This is a genomic window from Herbidospora yilanensis (genome assembly GCF_001570565.1).
Lineage (GTDB): Bacteria > Actinomycetota > Actinomycetes > Streptosporangiales > Streptosporangiaceae > Herbidospora > Herbidospora yilanensis.
Window position 1 is genome coordinate 182397 of the sequence record NZ_BBXE01000016.1, and the last position, 17013, is coordinate 199409.

The 17013-nt window shown below is 70.6% G+C and carries 18 protein-coding genes; 5 read left to right on the forward strand and 13 right to left on the reverse strand.

Annotation, left to right across the window (positions count from 1 at the left end; all coding sequences use genetic code 11):
* Window positions 1–26: 26 nt before the first annotated feature.
* Window positions 27–296, reverse strand: a complete 270-nt coding sequence (locus AW273_RS08905) for a GlsB/YeaQ/YmgE family stress response membrane protein (protein WP_062347077.1) — start codon at window positions 294–296, stop codon at window positions 27–29.
* Between the two features lie 150 nt (window positions 297–446).
* Between AW273_RS08905 and AW273_RS08910 the strand changes: the two genes are divergently transcribed.
* Window positions 447–776 carry an ArsR/SmtB family transcription factor gene (locus AW273_RS08910; RefSeq protein ID WP_232327212.1) on the forward strand — a complete coding sequence of 110 codons (330 nt, stop codon included), beginning with the start codon at window positions 447–449 and terminating at the stop codon, window positions 774–776.
* Window positions 777–843: 67 nt separating this feature from the next.
* Window positions 844–3303, forward strand: a complete 2460-nt coding sequence (gene mgtA, locus AW273_RS08915) for a magnesium-translocating P-type ATPase (protein ID WP_232327213.1) — start codon at window positions 844–846, stop codon at window positions 3301–3303.
* Between the two features lie 118 nt (window positions 3304–3421).
* Here mgtA and AW273_RS08920 read toward each other — a convergent pair whose 3' ends face one another.
* From AW273_RS08920 to AW273_RS08955, 8 genes are all read right to left on the reverse strand, one after another.
* On the reverse strand, window positions 3422–4435 hold the full coding sequence (locus tag AW273_RS08920; protein ID WP_062347083.1) for a hemolysin family protein: 1014 nt from the start codon (window positions 4433–4435) through the stop codon (window positions 3422–3424).
* The gene (locus AW273_RS08925) at window positions 4432–5778 is read right to left on the reverse strand and encodes a hemolysin family protein (RefSeq protein WP_062347085.1); all 1347 of its coding nucleotides are present in this window, start codon (window positions 5776–5778) and stop codon (window positions 4432–4434) included. Before AW273_RS08925 ends, AW273_RS08920 begins: the two co-directional genes overlap by 4 nt.
* A gap of 33 nt (window positions 5779–5811) precedes the next feature.
* Window positions 5812–6276, reverse strand: a complete 465-nt coding sequence (locus tag AW273_RS37095) for a hypothetical protein (RefSeq protein ID WP_157555650.1) — start codon at window positions 6274–6276, stop codon at window positions 5812–5814.
* A 297-nt stretch (window positions 6277–6573) separates the two neighbouring features.
* Window positions 6574–6951, reverse strand: a complete 378-nt coding sequence (locus AW273_RS08935; protein WP_062347089.1) for a GntR family transcriptional regulator — start codon at window positions 6949–6951, stop codon at window positions 6574–6576.
* Window positions 6951–7751 (reverse strand): hypothetical protein, encoded by an 801-nt coding sequence (locus AW273_RS08940; RefSeq protein ID WP_062347091.1) that lies wholly within the window; start codon window positions 7749–7751, stop codon window positions 6951–6953. The genes AW273_RS08935 and AW273_RS08940 overlap by 1 nt, the downstream gene beginning before the upstream one ends.
* Window positions 7752–7838: 87 nt before the next feature.
* The gene (locus tag AW273_RS08945) at window positions 7839–8198 is read right to left on the reverse strand and encodes a DUF488 domain-containing protein (protein WP_062347093.1); all 360 of its coding nucleotides are present in this window, start codon (window positions 8196–8198) and stop codon (window positions 7839–7841) included.
* Window positions 8199–8225: 27 nt separating this feature from the next.
* Entirely contained in the window at window positions 8226–8510 is a 285-nt protein-coding gene (locus AW273_RS08950; RefSeq protein WP_062347095.1) for an antibiotic biosynthesis monooxygenase family protein, read from the reverse strand.
* A gap of 78 nt (window positions 8511–8588) precedes the next feature.
* The gene (locus AW273_RS08955; protein WP_062347097.1) at window positions 8589–9149 is read right to left on the reverse strand and encodes a DUF1707 SHOCT-like domain-containing protein; all 561 of its coding nucleotides are present in this window, start codon (window positions 9147–9149) and stop codon (window positions 8589–8591) included.
* 59 nt (window positions 9150–9208) lie between these two features.
* On the opposite strand from AW273_RS08955, the gene AW273_RS08960 reads away from it, so the two are divergent.
* Window positions 9209–11815, forward strand: coding sequence for a DUF6493 family protein (locus AW273_RS08960; RefSeq protein ID WP_062347099.1), 2607 nt, complete (start codon window positions 9209–9211; stop codon window positions 11813–11815).
* On the opposite strand, the gene AW273_RS08965 is transcribed toward AW273_RS08960, so the two are convergent.
* Window positions 11808–12533 (reverse strand): carbonic anhydrase, encoded by a 726-nt coding sequence (locus tag AW273_RS08965; protein ID WP_198168062.1) that lies wholly within the window; start codon window positions 12531–12533, stop codon window positions 11808–11810. The two genes, AW273_RS08960 and AW273_RS08965, sit on opposite strands and share 8 nt — an antisense overlap.
* Before the next feature lie 80 nt (window positions 12534–12613).
* Window positions 12614–13195 carry a hypothetical protein gene (locus AW273_RS08970; protein WP_232327215.1) on the reverse strand — a complete coding sequence of 194 codons (582 nt, stop codon included), beginning with the start codon at window positions 13193–13195 and terminating at the stop codon, window positions 12614–12616.
* Between the two features lie 295 nt (window positions 13196–13490).
* On the opposite strand from AW273_RS08970, the gene AW273_RS08975 reads away from it, so the two are divergent.
* On the forward strand, window positions 13491–14906 hold the full coding sequence (locus AW273_RS08975) for a cellulase family glycosylhydrolase (protein ID WP_062347103.1): 1416 nt from the start codon (window positions 13491–13493) through the stop codon (window positions 14904–14906).
* On the opposite strand, the gene AW273_RS08980 is transcribed toward AW273_RS08975, so the two are convergent.
* Window positions 14903–15406: a DinB family protein gene (locus tag AW273_RS08980; RefSeq protein WP_062347105.1), complete on the reverse strand. Its 504-nt coding sequence runs from the start codon at window positions 15404–15406 to the stop codon at window positions 14903–14905. The genes AW273_RS08975 and AW273_RS08980 overlap by 4 nt on opposite strands.
* A gap of 61 nt (window positions 15407–15467) precedes the next feature.
* Here AW273_RS08980 and AW273_RS08985 point away from each other — a divergent pair, with 61 nt between their 5' ends.
* Window positions 15468–16415: a helix-turn-helix transcriptional regulator gene (locus AW273_RS08985; protein ID WP_062347107.1), complete on the forward strand. Its 948-nt coding sequence runs from the start codon at window positions 15468–15470 to the stop codon at window positions 16413–16415.
* Window positions 16416–16425: 10 nt separating this feature from the next.
* Here the strand turns inward: AW273_RS08985 and AW273_RS08990 are convergent, their stop codons facing one another.
* Window positions 16426–16962, reverse strand: a complete 537-nt coding sequence (locus AW273_RS08990) for a CGNR zinc finger domain-containing protein (RefSeq protein WP_083949621.1) — start codon at window positions 16960–16962, stop codon at window positions 16426–16428.
* Window positions 16963–17013: the final 51 nt, after the last annotated feature.

Sequence of the window (17013 nt, forward strand, 5' to 3'; positions counted from 1 at the left end):
TCCTCTCTCGAATCGTGTGACGATCGTCAGCGTTTGCGCCTGGCGTACAGGCCTTCCGCGACGGAGACGCCCAGGGCGGCGAGCCCGATCTGGACGGCGAGCTCGATCCAGTCGACGCCCCTGGTGTCCGCCACGCCCAGCACGCCGGCGACGGCGGTGCCGACGAGGGCGGCGGCGATGCCGACGACGATGGTCAGCCAGATCGGCAGGTGCTGGCGGCCGGGGAGGACGAGCCTGCCCAGTGCGCCGATGACGATGCCGATGACGATCGCGGTGACGAATCCGGTGATCTCCATGCGCCAGCTCCTCGGGCGGGGTGGAACCTGCACTCGTTCTGTCGGTAGCCACCCTATGTCGATTGCCGTATTGCGCAAGTGGGCAATTCAAAGGAAAGTGAGATGACGTACCGTGGCTGCATTGTCCGGGACGTATCGAGAGGACGGGACGTGGCGGCCGACCCCACCCCGCAGGCGCTTCACGAGGCGGCCGCCCTGTTCGGACTGCTGGCCGCCCCCGCGCGGCTGCACATCATCTGGGTGCTCGCGCAGGGCGAATGCGATGTGAGCAGCCTCGCCGAGCGGGTCGGTGGCGCGTTGCCCGCGGTCAGCCAGCATCTCGCCAAGCTGAAGCTGGCCGGGCTGGTGCGTTCGCGCCGTGAGGGCCGTCACGTGGTCTATCTGATCGACGACGAGGATGTGGTGATGACCGTCCGGCGGCTGCTGGGACGATCGGCCGAGCCCGCGACGGCGGAGCAGTCGCGTGGTCTGGGCGCCTGACAGCCCCTCCAGCGTTCCGTCTGCTTCCGATCGCGGCTCCGGGGTGTGCTCCGGCAGCACGCTGGAAGTGCTCAGGCATCTGGGCAGCGGTCCCCACGGCCTGACCGAGGCCGAGGCCGAGGCCCGGATGCTCGTTCACGGAGACAACGTGCTGCCCATGGCGCGGCCGCCGTCGTGGCCGCGGCGGCTGGCGGTCGCCGTGCGTGATCCGTTCGTGCTGGTGCTGCTCGTCCTCGGGCTGGTGTCCGCGCTGATCGCCTCGTGGGGGACGGCCGGAGTCATCGTGGCCCTGGTCGCGGTGAGTTGTGTGCTGCGGGTGCGCGGCGAGCGCGTCGCCGACCGCTCGACCTCGGCCCTGCGCCGCCTGGTCGCCACCACCGCCACTGTCGTGCGGCGCGTGGGTCCCGGGGCCGGGTCGGTCGCCCGTGAGATCCCCGTCGAGCAACTGGTGCCCGGTGACGTGGTGAAACTGGGGCCGGGCGATCTGGTCCCCGCCGACGTGCGCCTGCTGCGGGCCCGGGGGCTGACCGTCCACCAGGCCGCGCTCACCGGTGAGTCGGCCCCGGTGCCCAAGTCGGCCGACGACGTGCCGACCGGCGAAAGTCATCTGTGCTGGCAGGGCACCAGCGTCGCGTCGGGCAGCGGGCTGGCGGTCGTGGTCGCCACCGGAGCCGCCACCCGGCTGGCCGGCGCGGGCCGGGCGGCGATCGTGCGGGTCACGCCTTTCCGGCACTCGGTGAACGGCATCTCCTGGATGCTGGTCCGGCTCACCGTGCTCATTCCTCCGGTCGCCCTGCTCGCCAACGCCCTCGTCCACGATCGTGGGCCGGCCGCCCTGCCGTTCGCGCTGGCGGTCGCGGTCGGGCTGACGCCGGAGATGCTGCCCGTCATCGTCACCACCGTGCTGGCACGCGGCGCGGCCGTGCTGGCGCGCGACCGTGAGGTGATCGTGCGGCGGCTGCCGGCCCTGCACGACTTGGGCGCGATCGACGTGTTGTGCACCGACAAGACCGGGACGCTCACCCAGGATCACCCCGAGGTGGAGCGCGCCGTCGACGCCGACGGCAGGCCCGATCCGCGGGTGCTGCGCTGGGCCGCGGTCAACAGCTTCTGGACCCTCCACCTGGCCGACCTGCCCGCCCCCGACACGCTCGACGCGGCCATCCTGCGCGCGGCGGGCGACGGCGACCTGGAGAACGGGGTGGACGCCCTCCCCTTCGACCCGGTGCGCCGGCTGTCCGTCGCGGTGGTCGAAGGGCCCGCCTGGCGGCACACGCTCGTGATGAAGGGCGCGGTCGATGAGGTGCTCGAACGATGCGTGCTCGACGACCACGCGCGTGATCGTGCCAGGGCGACCGCGGCCGCCCTGGCGGCCGACGGCCTGCGCGTGCTGGCCGTCGCAGTGGGGGAAAGGACGCCCGGGCATCGGCCGCACGACGACGAGCGCGCCCTCGACCTGGTCGGTTTCGTCGGGCTGCTCGACCGCCTGGCCCCCGACGCCGCCCACGCCCTGACCGCGCTGGCCGAGCGCGCGGTCACCGTGAAGGTCCTGACCGGCGACCATCCGGAGACCGCCGCGCGGGTCTGCCGCGACCTCGGCCTGACACCCGGCGTCGTCGTCACGGGGGCCGAACTGGAGGCCCTGGCCGACGACGAACTGGCGGAACTGGCGAGCCGCACGACGGTGTTCGCCCGATGCACCCCCGATCACAAGGCCCGGGTGGTCCAGGCGTTGCGCCGGGCGGGGCACACGACCGGGTTCCTCGGCGACGGCGTCAACGACCTGCCCGCGATCGGCGCCGCCGACGTCGGCATCTGTCCCCGTGACGCCGTGGACGTCACCCGCGAGGCCGCCGACGTCGTGTTGGCGGCCAAGGATCTCACCGCCATCGACCAGGCCGTCGAGCTCGGCCGGGCGAGCACCGGCAACGTGGCGACCTACCTGCGGGTGGCCCTCTCGTCCAACTTCGGCAACGTGATCGCCATGGTCACGGCCGGCGTGATGTTGCCGTTCCTGCCGATGTTGCCCGGCCAGGTGCTGGTGCAGAACCTGTGCTTCGACGCCGCCCAGCTCGCCTTCGCCTTCGAGCGGCCCGACCCGGCGGTGACCCGCCGCCCGGCACGCCTGCGCCCGCGCGGGATCCTCGCCTTCATCGCCGCCTTCGGCGTTCTGAACGCGCTGGCCGACCTGGCCACGTTCACCGTCCTGCGCCTCGCCCTGCCCGAGGCCGACGGTCAGGCCGCCTTCCACACGGGCTGGTTCGTCGAGAACCTCTTCACGCAGGCCCTCGTCATGCTGCTGCTCCGGCCCACCCGGCGGGTGACGTGGCCGCTGGGCGTCGCGGTCGCGGGGCTCGCGGCGGTGGGCCTGCTGCTGCCCCTCTCCCCGTTCGCCTCCGTCCTGGGCCTGGTCACGCTGCCGGCCGGCTACTACCTCCTGTTGACGGCGGTGCTCTGCCTGTACGGCACGGCACTGGCCGTGCTGACCGGAAGTCATACTTGTAGACTTGCGCAAAGAAGCAAGTGATGACCCCCGGAGTGGCAAAGCATGCGAGTCGCGCGACAATCGAAGACGGCCACCGTGTTCCTCTGGACGCTGATCTGTCTCCTCGACCTCTACCAGGTGGCCCTGGCCGTCTGACGCCTCACCCCACCGGCAGCAGGGTCGCCAGCAGGTCGTCGAGGCTGACCAGGCCGGTCACCGCCCCGTCGGGACCGCGGACGACGGCGAGCTGGCCGTGCGCCTCCTGCAGCGCCGCGACGGCGTCGGAGACCGTCGTGCCGGGCGACAGGACGGGCAGCGGGTGGGCCAGGTTCGAGGCGGTCACCACGCTGCCCCTCCTCCGGGCGAGATAGGCGTCCCGCACGTGGACGACGCCGCTGGGCCCGCTCCCGTCGCTGACGATCAGACGGGTGTGGCCGCTGGCCGCGCTCACGTCGATGACCTCCTGAGGAGACGACGCGGCGGGCAGCGCGACGATGTCCCGCGCCGGGACCACCAGCGGTTCGATCGGCGTGCTGGGGGCGTTCAGGGCCTGGGTCAGCACCACGTGGTCGTCGGCGTCGATGAGCTTCAGCCGGCGCGACTCCTCCACCAGGTGCTGAAGCTGGTCGCGGGTGCGCGGTTGCGACTCGCCGTCGGTCGGCTGCACCCCGAACGCGCGCAGCAGCAGGTTGCTGATCCCGTTCAGCAGGGTGAGGACGGGCCGGACGACCATCGTGAAGCCCCGGAACGGCAGTGCCAGCAGCGTGGCCGACCGTTCGGGATGGGCGATGGCCCACGACTTGGGGGCCATCTCGCCGATGACCATGTGGAGGAACGTCACGATCGCCAGGGCGATGACGAACGCCACCACGTGCGCCATGGTGGCCGACAACCCCACGGCCTCGAACGCAGGGGTGAGCGTCCCGGCGATGAGCGGTTCGGAGACCACACCCAGTCCGAGAGAGCACAACGTGATGCCCAGTTGCGCGCCGGCGAGCATCAGCGACAACTCGCGGATGCCCGCGATCGCCGCCGTCGCCGCACGGCTGCCCTGGGCCGCGGCCTGTTCCAGCCGGTGGCGTTTGGCGGCGACGAGCGCGAACTCGGCCGCGACGAAGAAGCCGTTGCCCACCAGGAGCAGCAGCGTGAGCATCAGTCCGGTGGTGATGTTCATGACGACTCCTCCTGGGCGTCCGGCAGCGGTCGGAGCGTCACCCGGTCGGGCACGTGCCGGTCGATCGTGAGCACGCGGATCTCGGCACGTTTGGCGGCTCCCGCGTCCAGGGAGGGCGTGAGCGGCACCGACAGGACGTCGTCGGGGACGGCGAAGCGTTCGAGATGGTGCAGGATCAGGCCGGCGACCGTGTCGTACTCGTCCATGTCGGGCAGTTCGAGGCCGGTCTCCAGGGCGATCTCGTCGATGCGCAGAGCGGCGTCGACGGTCCAGCCGTCGCCGTCGCGCTTGACCGTGACGATCTCGGCGTCGTTCTCGTCGGTGATCTCGCCGACGAGTTCTTCCGCGACGTCCTCCAGCGTCACCAGCCCGGCCAGGCCGCCGTGCTCGTCGACGACGCAGGCGACCTCCTCGCCGCGGTGGAGCATCTCGGCCACCAGGTCGGGCAGTGTGATCGAGAACGGCACCACGAGGACGTCTCGGGCGATGTCGGCGACCTTCGTCGTGGCCGCCTCCGCGGGCCGGACCTTGACGAGTTCGCGCAGGCCGACGATGCCGACGACCTCGTCCAGGCGGGCGCCCAGCACCGGGTAGTGGGTGTGGCCGTGCCGGGCCAGGACCTCGTCGAGATCCGGCACGGCGGCCGAGCCGCTGATCGTCACGACGTCGACCCGGGGCACCATGACCTCTACGGCGGTGTGGTCGGAGAAGGCCAGCGCGCGGGCGAGGATGTCGGCCTGCTCGCCGGGCAGATGGCCGTGGCGTTCCGATTCGCCGATGATGTGGCCGAGCTCCTCCAGGGTCGCGCCGTGGTGGAGTTCCTCGACCGGCTCGATGCCGACCGCCCGCAGCAGGCGGTTGGCGGAGGCGTCGAACAGCTTGATGATCGGCCCCGCCACGGTCAGGTAGACGAGGGTGGAGCTCGCGAGGGCGCGGGCGAGGGCCTCCGACCGGGCCAGCGCGAGGTTCTTGGGCGCCAGCTCACCGAGGATCATCTGGATGACGGTGGCCACCACGAACCCGAGGACCAGCGCGACGGCGTCGACCGCGCCGGAGGGCACGCCGAGCGCGTCGAGGCCGGGGGCGATCAGCTCCGCGAGGGCGGGCTTGGCGATGAAGCCCACCACCAGGGCGGTCACCGTGATGCCGAGCTGCGCGCCCGACAACATGAACGACAACCGTTCCAGCACCTTCACGGCGCGGGCGGCCTGTTTGTCGCCTTCGGCGGCCTTCTGCGTGAGGGCCAGCCGGTCGGCGGTGACGTAGGCGAACTCCTGGGCCACGAAGTATCCGGTGGCGAAGGTCAGGACGAACACGGCGACGAGGCCGAGGAACACGCTCATTCCGGCGTCAGCCCACAAAGATCGCTGGGATGGTTACCGTCCGCTTCCACGTGCTGACTCCTGTCCGTTTCGTACCTTCTTGGGGTTCCGAACGAGCAGATGCCCACGGTCGTTCCAGGAATCAGGGGCCGGGTCCGGACCTGGTAGGAGACGGCGGCGACGGCCAGCGCCCAGCCGTATCCGCCGAACGCCAGCGACGCTGACACTCGCCAGGATCCCGCTCACGGTGCCGTACAGAGCGAGGGCCGGGGCGATCAGCCAGACCGGCGTCAGCGGCAGGAACCGGGGCACCCGCCTTCCGGCCAGCCACAACGTCCAGCGCGGGAAGACCATGCCCCACGGCCGCACCAGCCCCACCAGCAGGAAGACGGCCGGCGGCATGTACCAGGTCGGCCGGAACCCGCCGGGCTCGATGCCGGGGACGCCGGCCGCGCCGAGGGTGTGCAGGACGAGGTAGGGAAGGAACGCGCCGCACCCGGCGTACGCGATCCACCGCACCCTCGACGGCGCCGCGTGAGGCGCGGGACCGCGCCGGTACGACGCCCGCTCCGCATGCGCCCGGCCACCCCGGACGCGACGAGCAGCACGGCCACGCCCACCCACGTCGCGTCGGACAGGCCGACGTCCGGGATGCCGAGGAACGAGCGGTACCCCCAGAGCGCGGTCACCAGCAGCACGCAGCCGTACAAGTCGGCCCCTCCGCTCGCCGGGTAGCCCGTTCATGACGCCCACCGCCGCCACCGGCTGATCGGCATCGCCTGGTCATTGACGTGTCCCCTCATGTGGAAAGCCTGCTCAGGGCGAGGTCGGCGCGGTCGTGCCGGGCCGCAGAGCCGCCTGGACGATCCGGATCGCCTCAGCCGGGTCGATGCCGACGCTGGCGATCACCGCCGCGTAGTCGGCGGCGGCCTGGCGGGCGCGCTCCCGGCCCTCCTCGCCGGAGGCCGACACGAACGAGCCGGCGCGGCCCCGGGTTTCGATCAGGCCCGCCTCCTCCAGCTCCCGGTAGGCCCGGCCGACCGTGTTGACGGCCAGGCCCAGGTCGGCCGCGAGGTGGCGGATGGTCGGCAGGCGGGCGCCCACGGCCAGCGTGCGGTCGTGGATCTGCCGGGCGAGCTGGGCGCGTAGTTGTTCGAAGGGCGGCACCGGCGAGGCGGCGTCGATGACGATCATCAGGTGGTCACGACCCGCCGGGCCACCGTCGCGCTCGACGGCGTCCTGGTCCGGAGCGTGGCGAAGGCGGCCAGGCTGACGACCACGTAGGCCAGCGCGGCGGCGCTCCACCAGCCGGGAGCGGTGCCGACCAGCAGCACCATGGGCAGACTCCACTGCACGCTCGGGGTGGTGAGCTCGCGGGCGTCCTCCACCCGCATGACGACGTCGGCGGTCAGCGACTCCTCGTCCTCCGCCACGACCGGGTGACGGAGCAGGTGGCGCAGTTGCAGGGCGGAGATGGCGTACACGCCCACCAGGCCGATCAGCATGACGACGGTCAGTTCCCGTACGGTCGGGTCGGGAACGGCCAGGGCGCTTCCGGCCAGCAGGATCGAACCGGCGAAGACGGCGGCGGCGAAAACGGCGTACGGCAGGCCGAGCACGGTCCGCCAGCCGGGCTGTATCAGGTGGGCGGCCCTGCGGGACAACGTCGCGCCGGCCCGCCGGTCGACGCGGCGCACCCACCCGTCGAGCAGCGACTGCGCCACCAGCAGCCCGGCCACCACCACGGCCAGGGCCGGCAGCGCCGGCGGGCGGAGGGAGTCGGGGCCGAACCGGTTGACGGTCGCGGCGAGGGCGCTCGCGAGGATGAGCAGGGCCAGGACGACCGAACCGCCGAGGCGCGCACGCTGCCGGGCGGCCAGCCGGTCGGCGAGCAGCAGGGTCGGCCGGACGTCGGCCAGATCGTGGCGCGCCAGCCACTCTCCCGCCTGCCGCAGATCGCCCGCACGCGCGTCGGGAAGGGGTTCACGGGTCATGAGCGCTCCTTTGTCGCAGCCTTTGTAGCAACATGGTGCGTCAAAGGTTGCGACAAAGTCAATCTCGGGAGCGCGCGTCCCCGAGCCCTAGCCCGGCGACCGGAGCAGGTCGGCGAGCACCGCCGCCTCGCTGATGTCGGCCTGTTTCGTCGCGGTGAGCAGGGTCAACACTCCGTCATGGGCGAGCTCCCGCAGGTGGGTCACCGCCGCCGCCCGTTCGGGGGTGGTCAGCTCGCTCCGGTAGCGGCGCCCGAACTCCGCGAACCGGTCGGGATCGTGGTGATACCAGGTGCGCAACTCCGCCGAGGGGGCGATCTCCTTGCACCATTCGTCGAGGTCGGCAGCGGCCTTGGCCAGCCCGCGAGGCCAGAGCCGGTCGACCAGCACCCGGGTGCCGTCGTCGTCGGCCGGGTCTTCGTAGACCCGGCGTACCCGCACTTCGCTCATGAATCCGACGTTACGCCGGTGCCCCGGCTAGCGCAGCGTGCCCTCTTCGGAGGAGACGAGTTCGCCGATCACGGCGAAGAAGGCCTGGATGCCGGGCAGATTGCCGCCCTTGGCCCGGGAGGCCGCGAAGTCGGCCGAGGAGCGCCACTCGACGATGTCGAGCCATTCGCCGTCGGGCAACTGGATGAGCTTGGCGCCCAGGAACCCCGCACGGTCGGCCTCGAAGTCGGCGACCATCCCGGCGCGGGCGGCGAGCAGGTCGGCCGTGCGCTCGGGAGAGACCCGGAACCTGGTGATTTCCACTGTCGTCATGGGTCCGACCATATAGTCACAAATAATGACAGTCAAAAACAGTGACCAACGGCGCGTCGCCGGACGACGCCGACGTGTTCACGACGCGCCGCCCCGGGTGAACCACCGGCGCCTGCGAGCGCCCCGATAGCGCACCCGCACCCTCCCGTACCCGACCTCCCCGATCACCCGCACATGCGGCAGCCCCGGCCGGGGCGCGCCCGGGACGTCGGAGGCCACGCTGCCCCACTCGCAGTGCACGCCGTCGGTGTCGGCCGTCGCGCCCGGCGGCAGGAGGATCTCGGCGGAGCCGTACTTCAGGTTGAGGTCGAAGGTGACCTCCGCGTGCTCGATCACCGCTTCGCTCAGGTCGAGGTGCGGGTTCCCGTAGACCGACTCGATGCGCAGCACCTTCGGCACCCGCCACTGCCCGGTCCGCAGGATCTTGCCCGCCTTCGTGGTGACGGTGACCGTCTCGCCGGGACGTTCGGGCAGGTCGGCCAGCAGGTCGGCCAGGTCGCCGTGGGAGACGGCCGTCAGGGCGCGTTCGACGCGCTGTTCCATCTCGTCGGCGGCCAGTCGTCCGTCGGCGTAGGCCTGCTGGAGGCGGCTGACGGTCGTCTCCCGGTCCTGGTCGGAGGCACGGGCTTCAAGGTCCATGGGGTCAATTTACGGTCGCGTGTGCTGGTTTGTCGGCGGTGATCTATAACGTGCGGCGCATGACATGGCAGCAGGTCCGGGAGTGGATCGAAATCGGCGGGCACGACCCGTTCCCGGCGGGCCTCGACGCCGCCGACCGCAAGGCCGCCGCCGCCGAGTTGCCCCGCTACCTGGCCGCACGGCTGCGCGCGGAGGGCCGCTGGCGAATCGCCGAGAACGCCCACACGTTCCGCCTCGCCGGCGCGGCCTGCCTCTCCGGCGCCGCCCAGGTCGCCGCCTGGCTCGACCGCCGGGAGTTACGCGAACCCGCGGAGCCGGAAGCCGACGCCGAGCGCATCCTCGTCGTCCTGCGCGACCGCCCGGACGAATGGCGGCGCGACCTGGCCCACCGGCTGGTCGAGGGCCTGCGGGCGGGCCGGGTCGACGGCTGGCAGAGCCTCACCGGCCGCCCCGGTTTCGACCTGGCCGTCTCACTGGCGATCGAGACGGGCATCGAACCGCCCGAGAACGACGCCTTCGTCGTCGGCTGGCTCTGGCACCTCTACCGGGAGTTCTGGCGGGGCGCGGAGATCGGGATCGTCCGCGACCACCCCTTCCTCGACCTCATGGTCGCCCGGCTCTTCCAGGCCGAAGGCGTCGCCGCCCCACTGACCAGCGACTGGACCCGCGGCCGAAAATCGATCATCGGTGCGCTGGCCGACCTGGCGTCCGAGGGCCGCCTTGAGCGGCAGGCTCTGATCGACGGTTGCGGGGCCCGTTTCCTCACCCACGGGCAGGACCGCGACGTCGAACCGTTCGTCCACCTGTGGAACCGGCTTCAGCCGACCCCCGCCGAGGTGTCCGTGCTCGACCTGGCGCGGGTCCTGCCGGTCGCCGCCGCCCCGCTGGCCCGGCTGGCCGTCGACGAACTGCGTCGCTACGACGAAACCGTGGGCCTGACCTCCGACCTGTTCGCCGAGACGGTCGGCGCGCTCGCGTTCCGGCCGGAGCGCAAACACGTCACGACCGCCCTGCGGTGGATCGCCAAGGCGACCCCGGAACGGGCCGACGGCGCACTCGCCGCCCTCGCGCCGGTCTTCGGCCAGGAAGACCACGCGCTCCGCGCCCGTGCGGTACGGCTCTCGCGCAAACTGGCCCCCTACGCCACCCCGGCCACGTCGGAGAGCATCCGCGAGGCCGCGAGCGTCCTGCCGTGGGAGCTGCGCACCCAGATCGCCGCCGTCTTCGGCGAGGTCGCCGCCCCACCGCCGGCGGAATCACCGGTGCCCGGCACGCTGGAGATCACGATCTCGCTGCCGGAGATGCCGCCGCCGATCGTCTCGACAGCCCAGTTGCTCACCGCACTCAGCTCCCCGCCCTCCTTCCGGCCGCAGGATGTCGAGCAGGTCGTGGCCGCGCTCGTCGAGCTGACCCACCGCGACCGCCGGGCGACCGTCGAAGCCCTGCGGCCCTGGTGGGCGGAGAACTGCAGAGGTTACGGCTCCCGCCTCTTCGCCTTGGCCGACAGTTGGACCACGTACAACCCCTACTTCCTGGTGCGCCACTGCGTGAGCGCGATCGTGTCTCCGGAGCAGAGCGTCGAGGCGTCCCGGCTGAGCGCCGAATACCTGGGCGAGAACGGCCGCTACCGGACCCTGCTCGACCATGTGTTCGCCGCCCGGATGCGCGAGATCATCGCCCTGCTGGAGTCGGGCCGGACACTTCCGGCGCTGCTGTCCACCCCCACGACGCCCACCGGTCATGTCGACGTCGCGACGCTGGTCACCCGGCTGGAACTCCTCGGAGACGCCGAACCGCTCGAACTCGACTTCGGCCAGGCGCTCCTGCGCCTCCCCCGCGCTGCGGACCCCGAAGCGGTCGCCCGCGCCAGAAGGTTGATCTCACCGGCGGGCCGGCGACTGGCCGCGTGGTTGCGAGACGGCGGCCTGCCTGATCCGATCATGGATTGCGGCATCGACGCCAGGCTCCGCTACGTCGCCTACGACACCTACCGGCCCGTCCCGGCCATGCACGCCCGCATGCGGCCGGCCACTCCTGACGTGCCGAAACCGATCGCCGCTGTGTGGACGCTCGAACCGAAGGACTACGGTGCCGGACACTCCGACGACATGAGGTGGTGGCCGTCGATCATGCCGTCGCACCGGGAGGCGGTCGCCGCCCACGTCCTGGAGTGCTTCGCCGTGGGCACCACCCGGGGGATGGAGGTGCTGACCGGCCTCGTCCAGGGAGAGGGGCCGGTGGGCCGGGCGACGGCGAGCGCCGTCGTGACGGCGCTCGGCCACAAGCGGCCCGAAGCCGTCGACGCGATGAAGATCCTCGCCAAGCGGGGAGAGTTCGACGCCGCCGACTTCGGCTGGGCGCTGGCCGAACTCGTCAGGGCCGACGCCGTGAAACTCACCCGGGTGACCCCCGCCCTGGAGGATCTCGCCTTCTCCGGAGCCCACCGCGAGACCTGGGCCCTGCTCGCCGAGGCGATTCCCGCGCTGCTCCCGAAAACCGGAGACCGCCCGAAGACCGGCTTGGCCGACCTGCTGAAGGTCGCGGTCAAGGCCGCCCTCATGGCCGGAGCCCGCACCGAGATCCCCGGGCTGGCGGAGGCGGCGGCGCGCAAGGGCGGCAGCCGGGTGGCCCTGGAGGCCCGCGTCCTCCTCGACACGATCAGCTGACCGGCGCCCCGTTGAGCACCTCGACCTGGCCCGTGTCGAGGGAGTAGTAGGCCGCGACCACCGCCAGCTTCGACTCGCTCACCAGCGGCCGGAGGTCGCCGTTCCCGCGCAGCGTGTCGGCGGTCAGCGTGACCTGGTGTTTCGTCATCGTCTCGATCGGGTCGGCGCTGCCCTCCCGGGTGGTCTGCTCGTAGGCGGGCCGCAGTGCCTCGACGATGGCCTGGAGGTTCCCGGGGAGCGGCTTGCCGTCCTTCAAGGACTGGTACGCCGCCTCCACCGCCCCGCACCGCTGATGCCCCAGCACCACGATCAAGGGGGTCCCGCCGGTCATGGGGCCGTATTCGACCGAGCCGGTCACCACGGGCCCGACCGCCTGCCCGCCGGTGCGCATCACGAACAGGTCGCCGAGCCCGGTGTCGAAGACGAGCTCGGGGGGCACCCGGGAGTCGATGCACGACAACACGACCCCATACGGCTTCTGCTTGGTGGCCAGCAGTTCACGGCGGGTGGGGTCGCGGTCGGGGTGTTGCAGGGCGCCGGTGATCCAGCGCCGGTTGCCCGTCATCAGCCGGTCGAAGGCGGCCTTCGGGGTGTCGGGGTAGGCCTGGGACGCGGTCGCCACGGGCACGGCCCGGAGCGTCGTCTCGGTCGCGGCGCAGCCGCCGAGCGCGAGTGACGCGGCGCCCGCGAGTAGTGTCCTTCGCCCCATACCGTCCATGACCTGGATCTTCTCCACCCAGGTGGGCCGAAAAACGGGATACGGCGACCGCTGCCAGGTGGCGGTCGCCGCGGAACGACTTAGAGGGCGCCGCTCTCGATGCGCTGCTTCAGGACCGTCTGGATGCCCTGGTGCGCCTGCACGCCGGAGGTCAGCGCGAGGTCGATCAGCTCCGTGGGGGTCTCGAACGTCAGGTGCTCGGTCACCTTGGTCTTGTTACCGGTGACCCGCTCGAAGGTGATCTTCTGGTGGGTGACGATGTTGCCCGTGGACCAGGAGTCGACCGTGTAGTAGTAGTCCGCCAGGTGCAGCTTCTGGCAGGCGTGCGTGTTCAGCGTCAGCGGGGCCGGGTCCATCGGGATGACCTCGATGGCCGTGAGCCTCCGGGCCTCGATGCCGAACTGCGTGGTGTCGCTATGGGTGACGACCCGCTCCAGCACCGGATTGGCGCCGATGTGGTTGTTGAAGTCCGAGTAGGCCCAGAAGACCTGGCTCCGCGGAGCGTTGATCACGATGGAGATGCTCTGGGACGCGCGTGACCGGCCTTCCGGCAGCGGATCGGCGACCTGGGTGAACTTGTAAGTGTTCCAAGTGGTCAGCCACTCCTGTGCGAGTTCGAGGTCGGTCGCGGCACGCGCCGGCGCACCGAAGACCGAGAGCACGAGGGAGATGGCGAGGAGGGGAGCGCTTAAGAAGCGAAACAGCCTCGTTTTCATGCAGAACATTTATCGCATTCAGGACCTGAACACATCTCTCGTGATCATGTCTGTCACTGATTGCCAACATGTGCGCCGGTAGGCATGGACAAGCCGCAGTTCGTGCCAGAACGCGGACCGCGACCAGACGGGTGCGATCCGTTGCATGATCAACTATTAGAAGCGCTTGCGTCATGATTGACGTTGTTTTACGCTCCACGTCAAATTAGGAAACCTTCCTAACTACTCACAAGGAGCGCCTATGTTACGTAGCACGCTCGTCGCCCTGCTCATACTGACCGGCTTGACCACGGTCAGTGCGCCGGCCGCCGCCGCCCCCGTCCTCGTCTCCGCCGGCAAACCCGCCACGGCGTCGTCCATCGAGGCCACCGGCCTGGAGGCGGGCAAGGCGGTCGACGGCAACACCGCCACCCGCTGGGCGTCGGCGGAGGGCAGCGACCCCCAGTGGATCAGGATCGACCTCGGCGCCTCGTACCCGATCTCCCGCGTCAAGCTGACCTGGGAGACGGCCTACGCGTCGGCGTACCGGATCGAAGTTTCGCCTGACGGCGGAACGTGGTCGAGCATCTACTCCACGACCACGGGCAACGGCGCGACCGACGACCTCACGGTCTCCGGGACCGGCCGTTACATCCGCATGTACGGCACCACCCGCGCCACCCAGTGGGGCTACTCCCTCTGGGAGTTCGAGGTCTACACCGAGTCGTCGACCGGCGGCGGCACCCCCGTGGCCGCCAACGGCCAGCTCCGCGTCTGCGGCGTGAAGCTGTGCAACGAGGCGGGCAAGCAGATCCAGCTCAGGGGCATGAGCAGCCACGGCATCCAGTGGTACAACCAGTGCCTCAACACCGCCTCGCTCGACGCCCTGGCCACCGACTGGAAGGCCGACGTCCTGCGCATCTCCATGTACATCCAGGAGGGCGGCTACGAGACCAACCCCCGGCTCTACACCGACCGGGTGCACAACCTGATCGAGATGGCCACCGCACGCGGCATGTACGCCATCGTCGACTGGCACATGCTCACCCCGGGCGACCCCAACTACAACCTGACCAGGGCCCGGACCTTCTTCACCGAGATCGCCCAGCGCCACAACGCCAAGAAGAACGTCCTGTACGAGATCGCCAACGAGCCCAACGGCGACAGCGTGACGTGGTCGGTCATCCGCAACTACGCCAACTCGCTGGTCCCGACGATCCGCCAGTACGACCCCGACGCGCCCGTGCTGGTCGGCACGCCGGCCTGGTCGTCGCTCGGCGTCTCCGGCCCCGGCGACCAGACCGACACGATCCGCGCCAACCCGGTCACCGGCACCAACATCATGTACACGTTCCACTTCTACGCCGCCTCGCACGGCACCCAGTACCTGAACGCCCTGTCGAGGGCCGCCGACCTGCTGCCGATGTTCGTCTCGGAGTTCGGCACCCAGGAGGCCTCCGGCGACGGGCCGAACAACTTCAGCAGGTCGCAGCAGTACATCGACCTGATGGCCCAGAAGAAGATCAGCTGGGTCAACTGGAACTTCTCCGACGACTTCCGCACGGGAGCCGTCTTCACCACCGGGACCTGCTCCAGCGGCCCGTACACGGGCACCACCAGGTTGAAGGAGGCGGGTGTCTGGGTGCGTGACCGGATCCGCACCGCCGACGACTTCTAGCCCATGGTCTTCTGACCGTCGAGGGACTCGCGGATGATGTCCGCGTGCCCGGCGTGCTGGGCGGTCTCGGCGATGACGTGCAGCAGCACCCGCCGAGCCGTCCAGCTCTCCTCCTGGTTCCACGGGGCCTTCGGGAGCGGCTGGGCGGCGTCGAGTGAGGGAAGGTTCCTAACCAACTCGTCGGTCACGCCGGCGACCTTCTCGTACTCGGCCAGGACTCCGGCGAGGGTGTCGCCCGGCAGCATGCGGAACTCGTCGGCGCGGCGTTGCCAGTCCTCCTCGGTCATGTCGGTGAAGTCGCCCATCGCCGAGGGCCCCCGCACGATGAACTCGGCCCAGCCGCGCTCGACCGAGGTGACGTGCTTGACCAGGCCGCCCAGGCACAGTTCGCTCGTGGTGGTCCGCCGGCCCGCCTGCTCGTCGGTCAGGCCCTGGGTGGTGTGGCGCAGGAAGCCGCGATGCTTGGTCAGGGTCGCGATCAGGTCGTCTCGTTCGCTCATGGATCCAGCTTGTCGCCGATAGCGGCCACTTCCTGTCCTGTATGACGGCCAGAATCGAAGCATGGCGAACACCAGCAACCGGTCCCTCCGGCTGCTCTCCCTGCTCCAGACCCGCCGCTACTGGCTCGGCGTCGAGCTGGCCGAACGGCTCGGGGTGTCGGTCCGGACGCTGCGCCGCGACGTCGACCGGCTGCGTGAGCTGGGCTACCCGGTCGAGTCGCAACGCGGCGTCGACGGCGGCTACCAACTGGCCGCGGGCGCGGCCCTGCCGCCTCTGGTGATCGACGACGAGGAGGCGGTCGCCCTGGCCGTCGGACTCCAGGTGGCCGCGCAGGGCGCCGTCGAGGGCATCGAGGAGTCGTCGGTACGGGCGCTCGCGAAGGTCGTCCAGGTGATGCCGGCCAGATTGCGCAACCGGGTCGAGGCGCTGCGCACGATGACCGTGCCGAGCGCGTGGAGTGGCACCATCCGCATCGACCCCGACGTGCTGACCGCGGTCGCGCTGGCCTGCCGCGACCTTGAGCGGCTCCGCTTCTCCTACACGGCCGCCGACAAACGCCGCTCGGAACGCCTGACCGAACCTCACCGGCTCGTCTGCATCGGCCACCGCTGGTACCTCGTGGCCTACGACCTGACCAGGCACGACTGGCGTAGTTTCAGGGTCGACCGCGTCACCGCCCCGGAACGCGACGGGACCCGGTTCCGCCCGCGCGACCTGCCCGCCGCCGACGCGGCCGAGTTCGTGAAGGCCGGTCTGGAGACCCCGCCCAACCCCTACACGGTGGAGGCGCTGATCTTCGCCCCCGCCGACGTCGTCAGGGAACGGATCGGCCGCTGGTGCACGATCGAGGAACTCGACTCGGAGCGATGCCGGATGGTGATGACGACCAACTCGCTCGACTGGCCGACGATGGCCCTCGGGACGGTCCGGGCGGATTTCCACGTGGTGCACCCGCATGAACTGGGCGAACGGCTGCGGGAGTGGGGGGCGCGCTTCCAGCGGGCCTAGCCTGTTCCGATCAGCTGTGGCCCGCGTAGTAACGGCGGGATTTGTCCCGGCTGCCGCAGGTGGTCATGCTGCACCAGCGGCGACGGCGGTTCTTGCTGACGTCCAGAAACAACCAGCAGCACGAGGGACACTCCCCGAGCCGATCGAGCGGCCCATGGGTGAGCAACTCCACGGCCGAGGCGGCGACCTCCCACACCAGAACCTGAATGGTGCGCGGCGGCGACCACTCCAGCCGGAAATTTCCCTCGTGTGAGTCCAACTGCCCCCGCGTGACGCCCTCCCCATAGACGGCGAGGATCCGATCGAGATCCCCCTGCGGAACTTGACCGCCGTGAGCCAACGGCTGAAAAACCCGGAACACCGCCTCACGAAAATCCCGAGCCTCGGCCAGATCGCCGAGCTCTTCGAGGGGGTGGCCTGTCGCGTCCGCCCAGGTCACGGCTTCTTTCGTGGTGGCGAGCCAGTCGCGTCCGGCCACAGGGCGGGCGTTGACGGTGTTCGTGAAGTCCAGGCACAGCGCGTTGCCCACTAGTTCGACCGGCACCATCTCACCATTAAAACACTGTTGACAGGTGAGAGTGACGGGCTCCAGGCTATG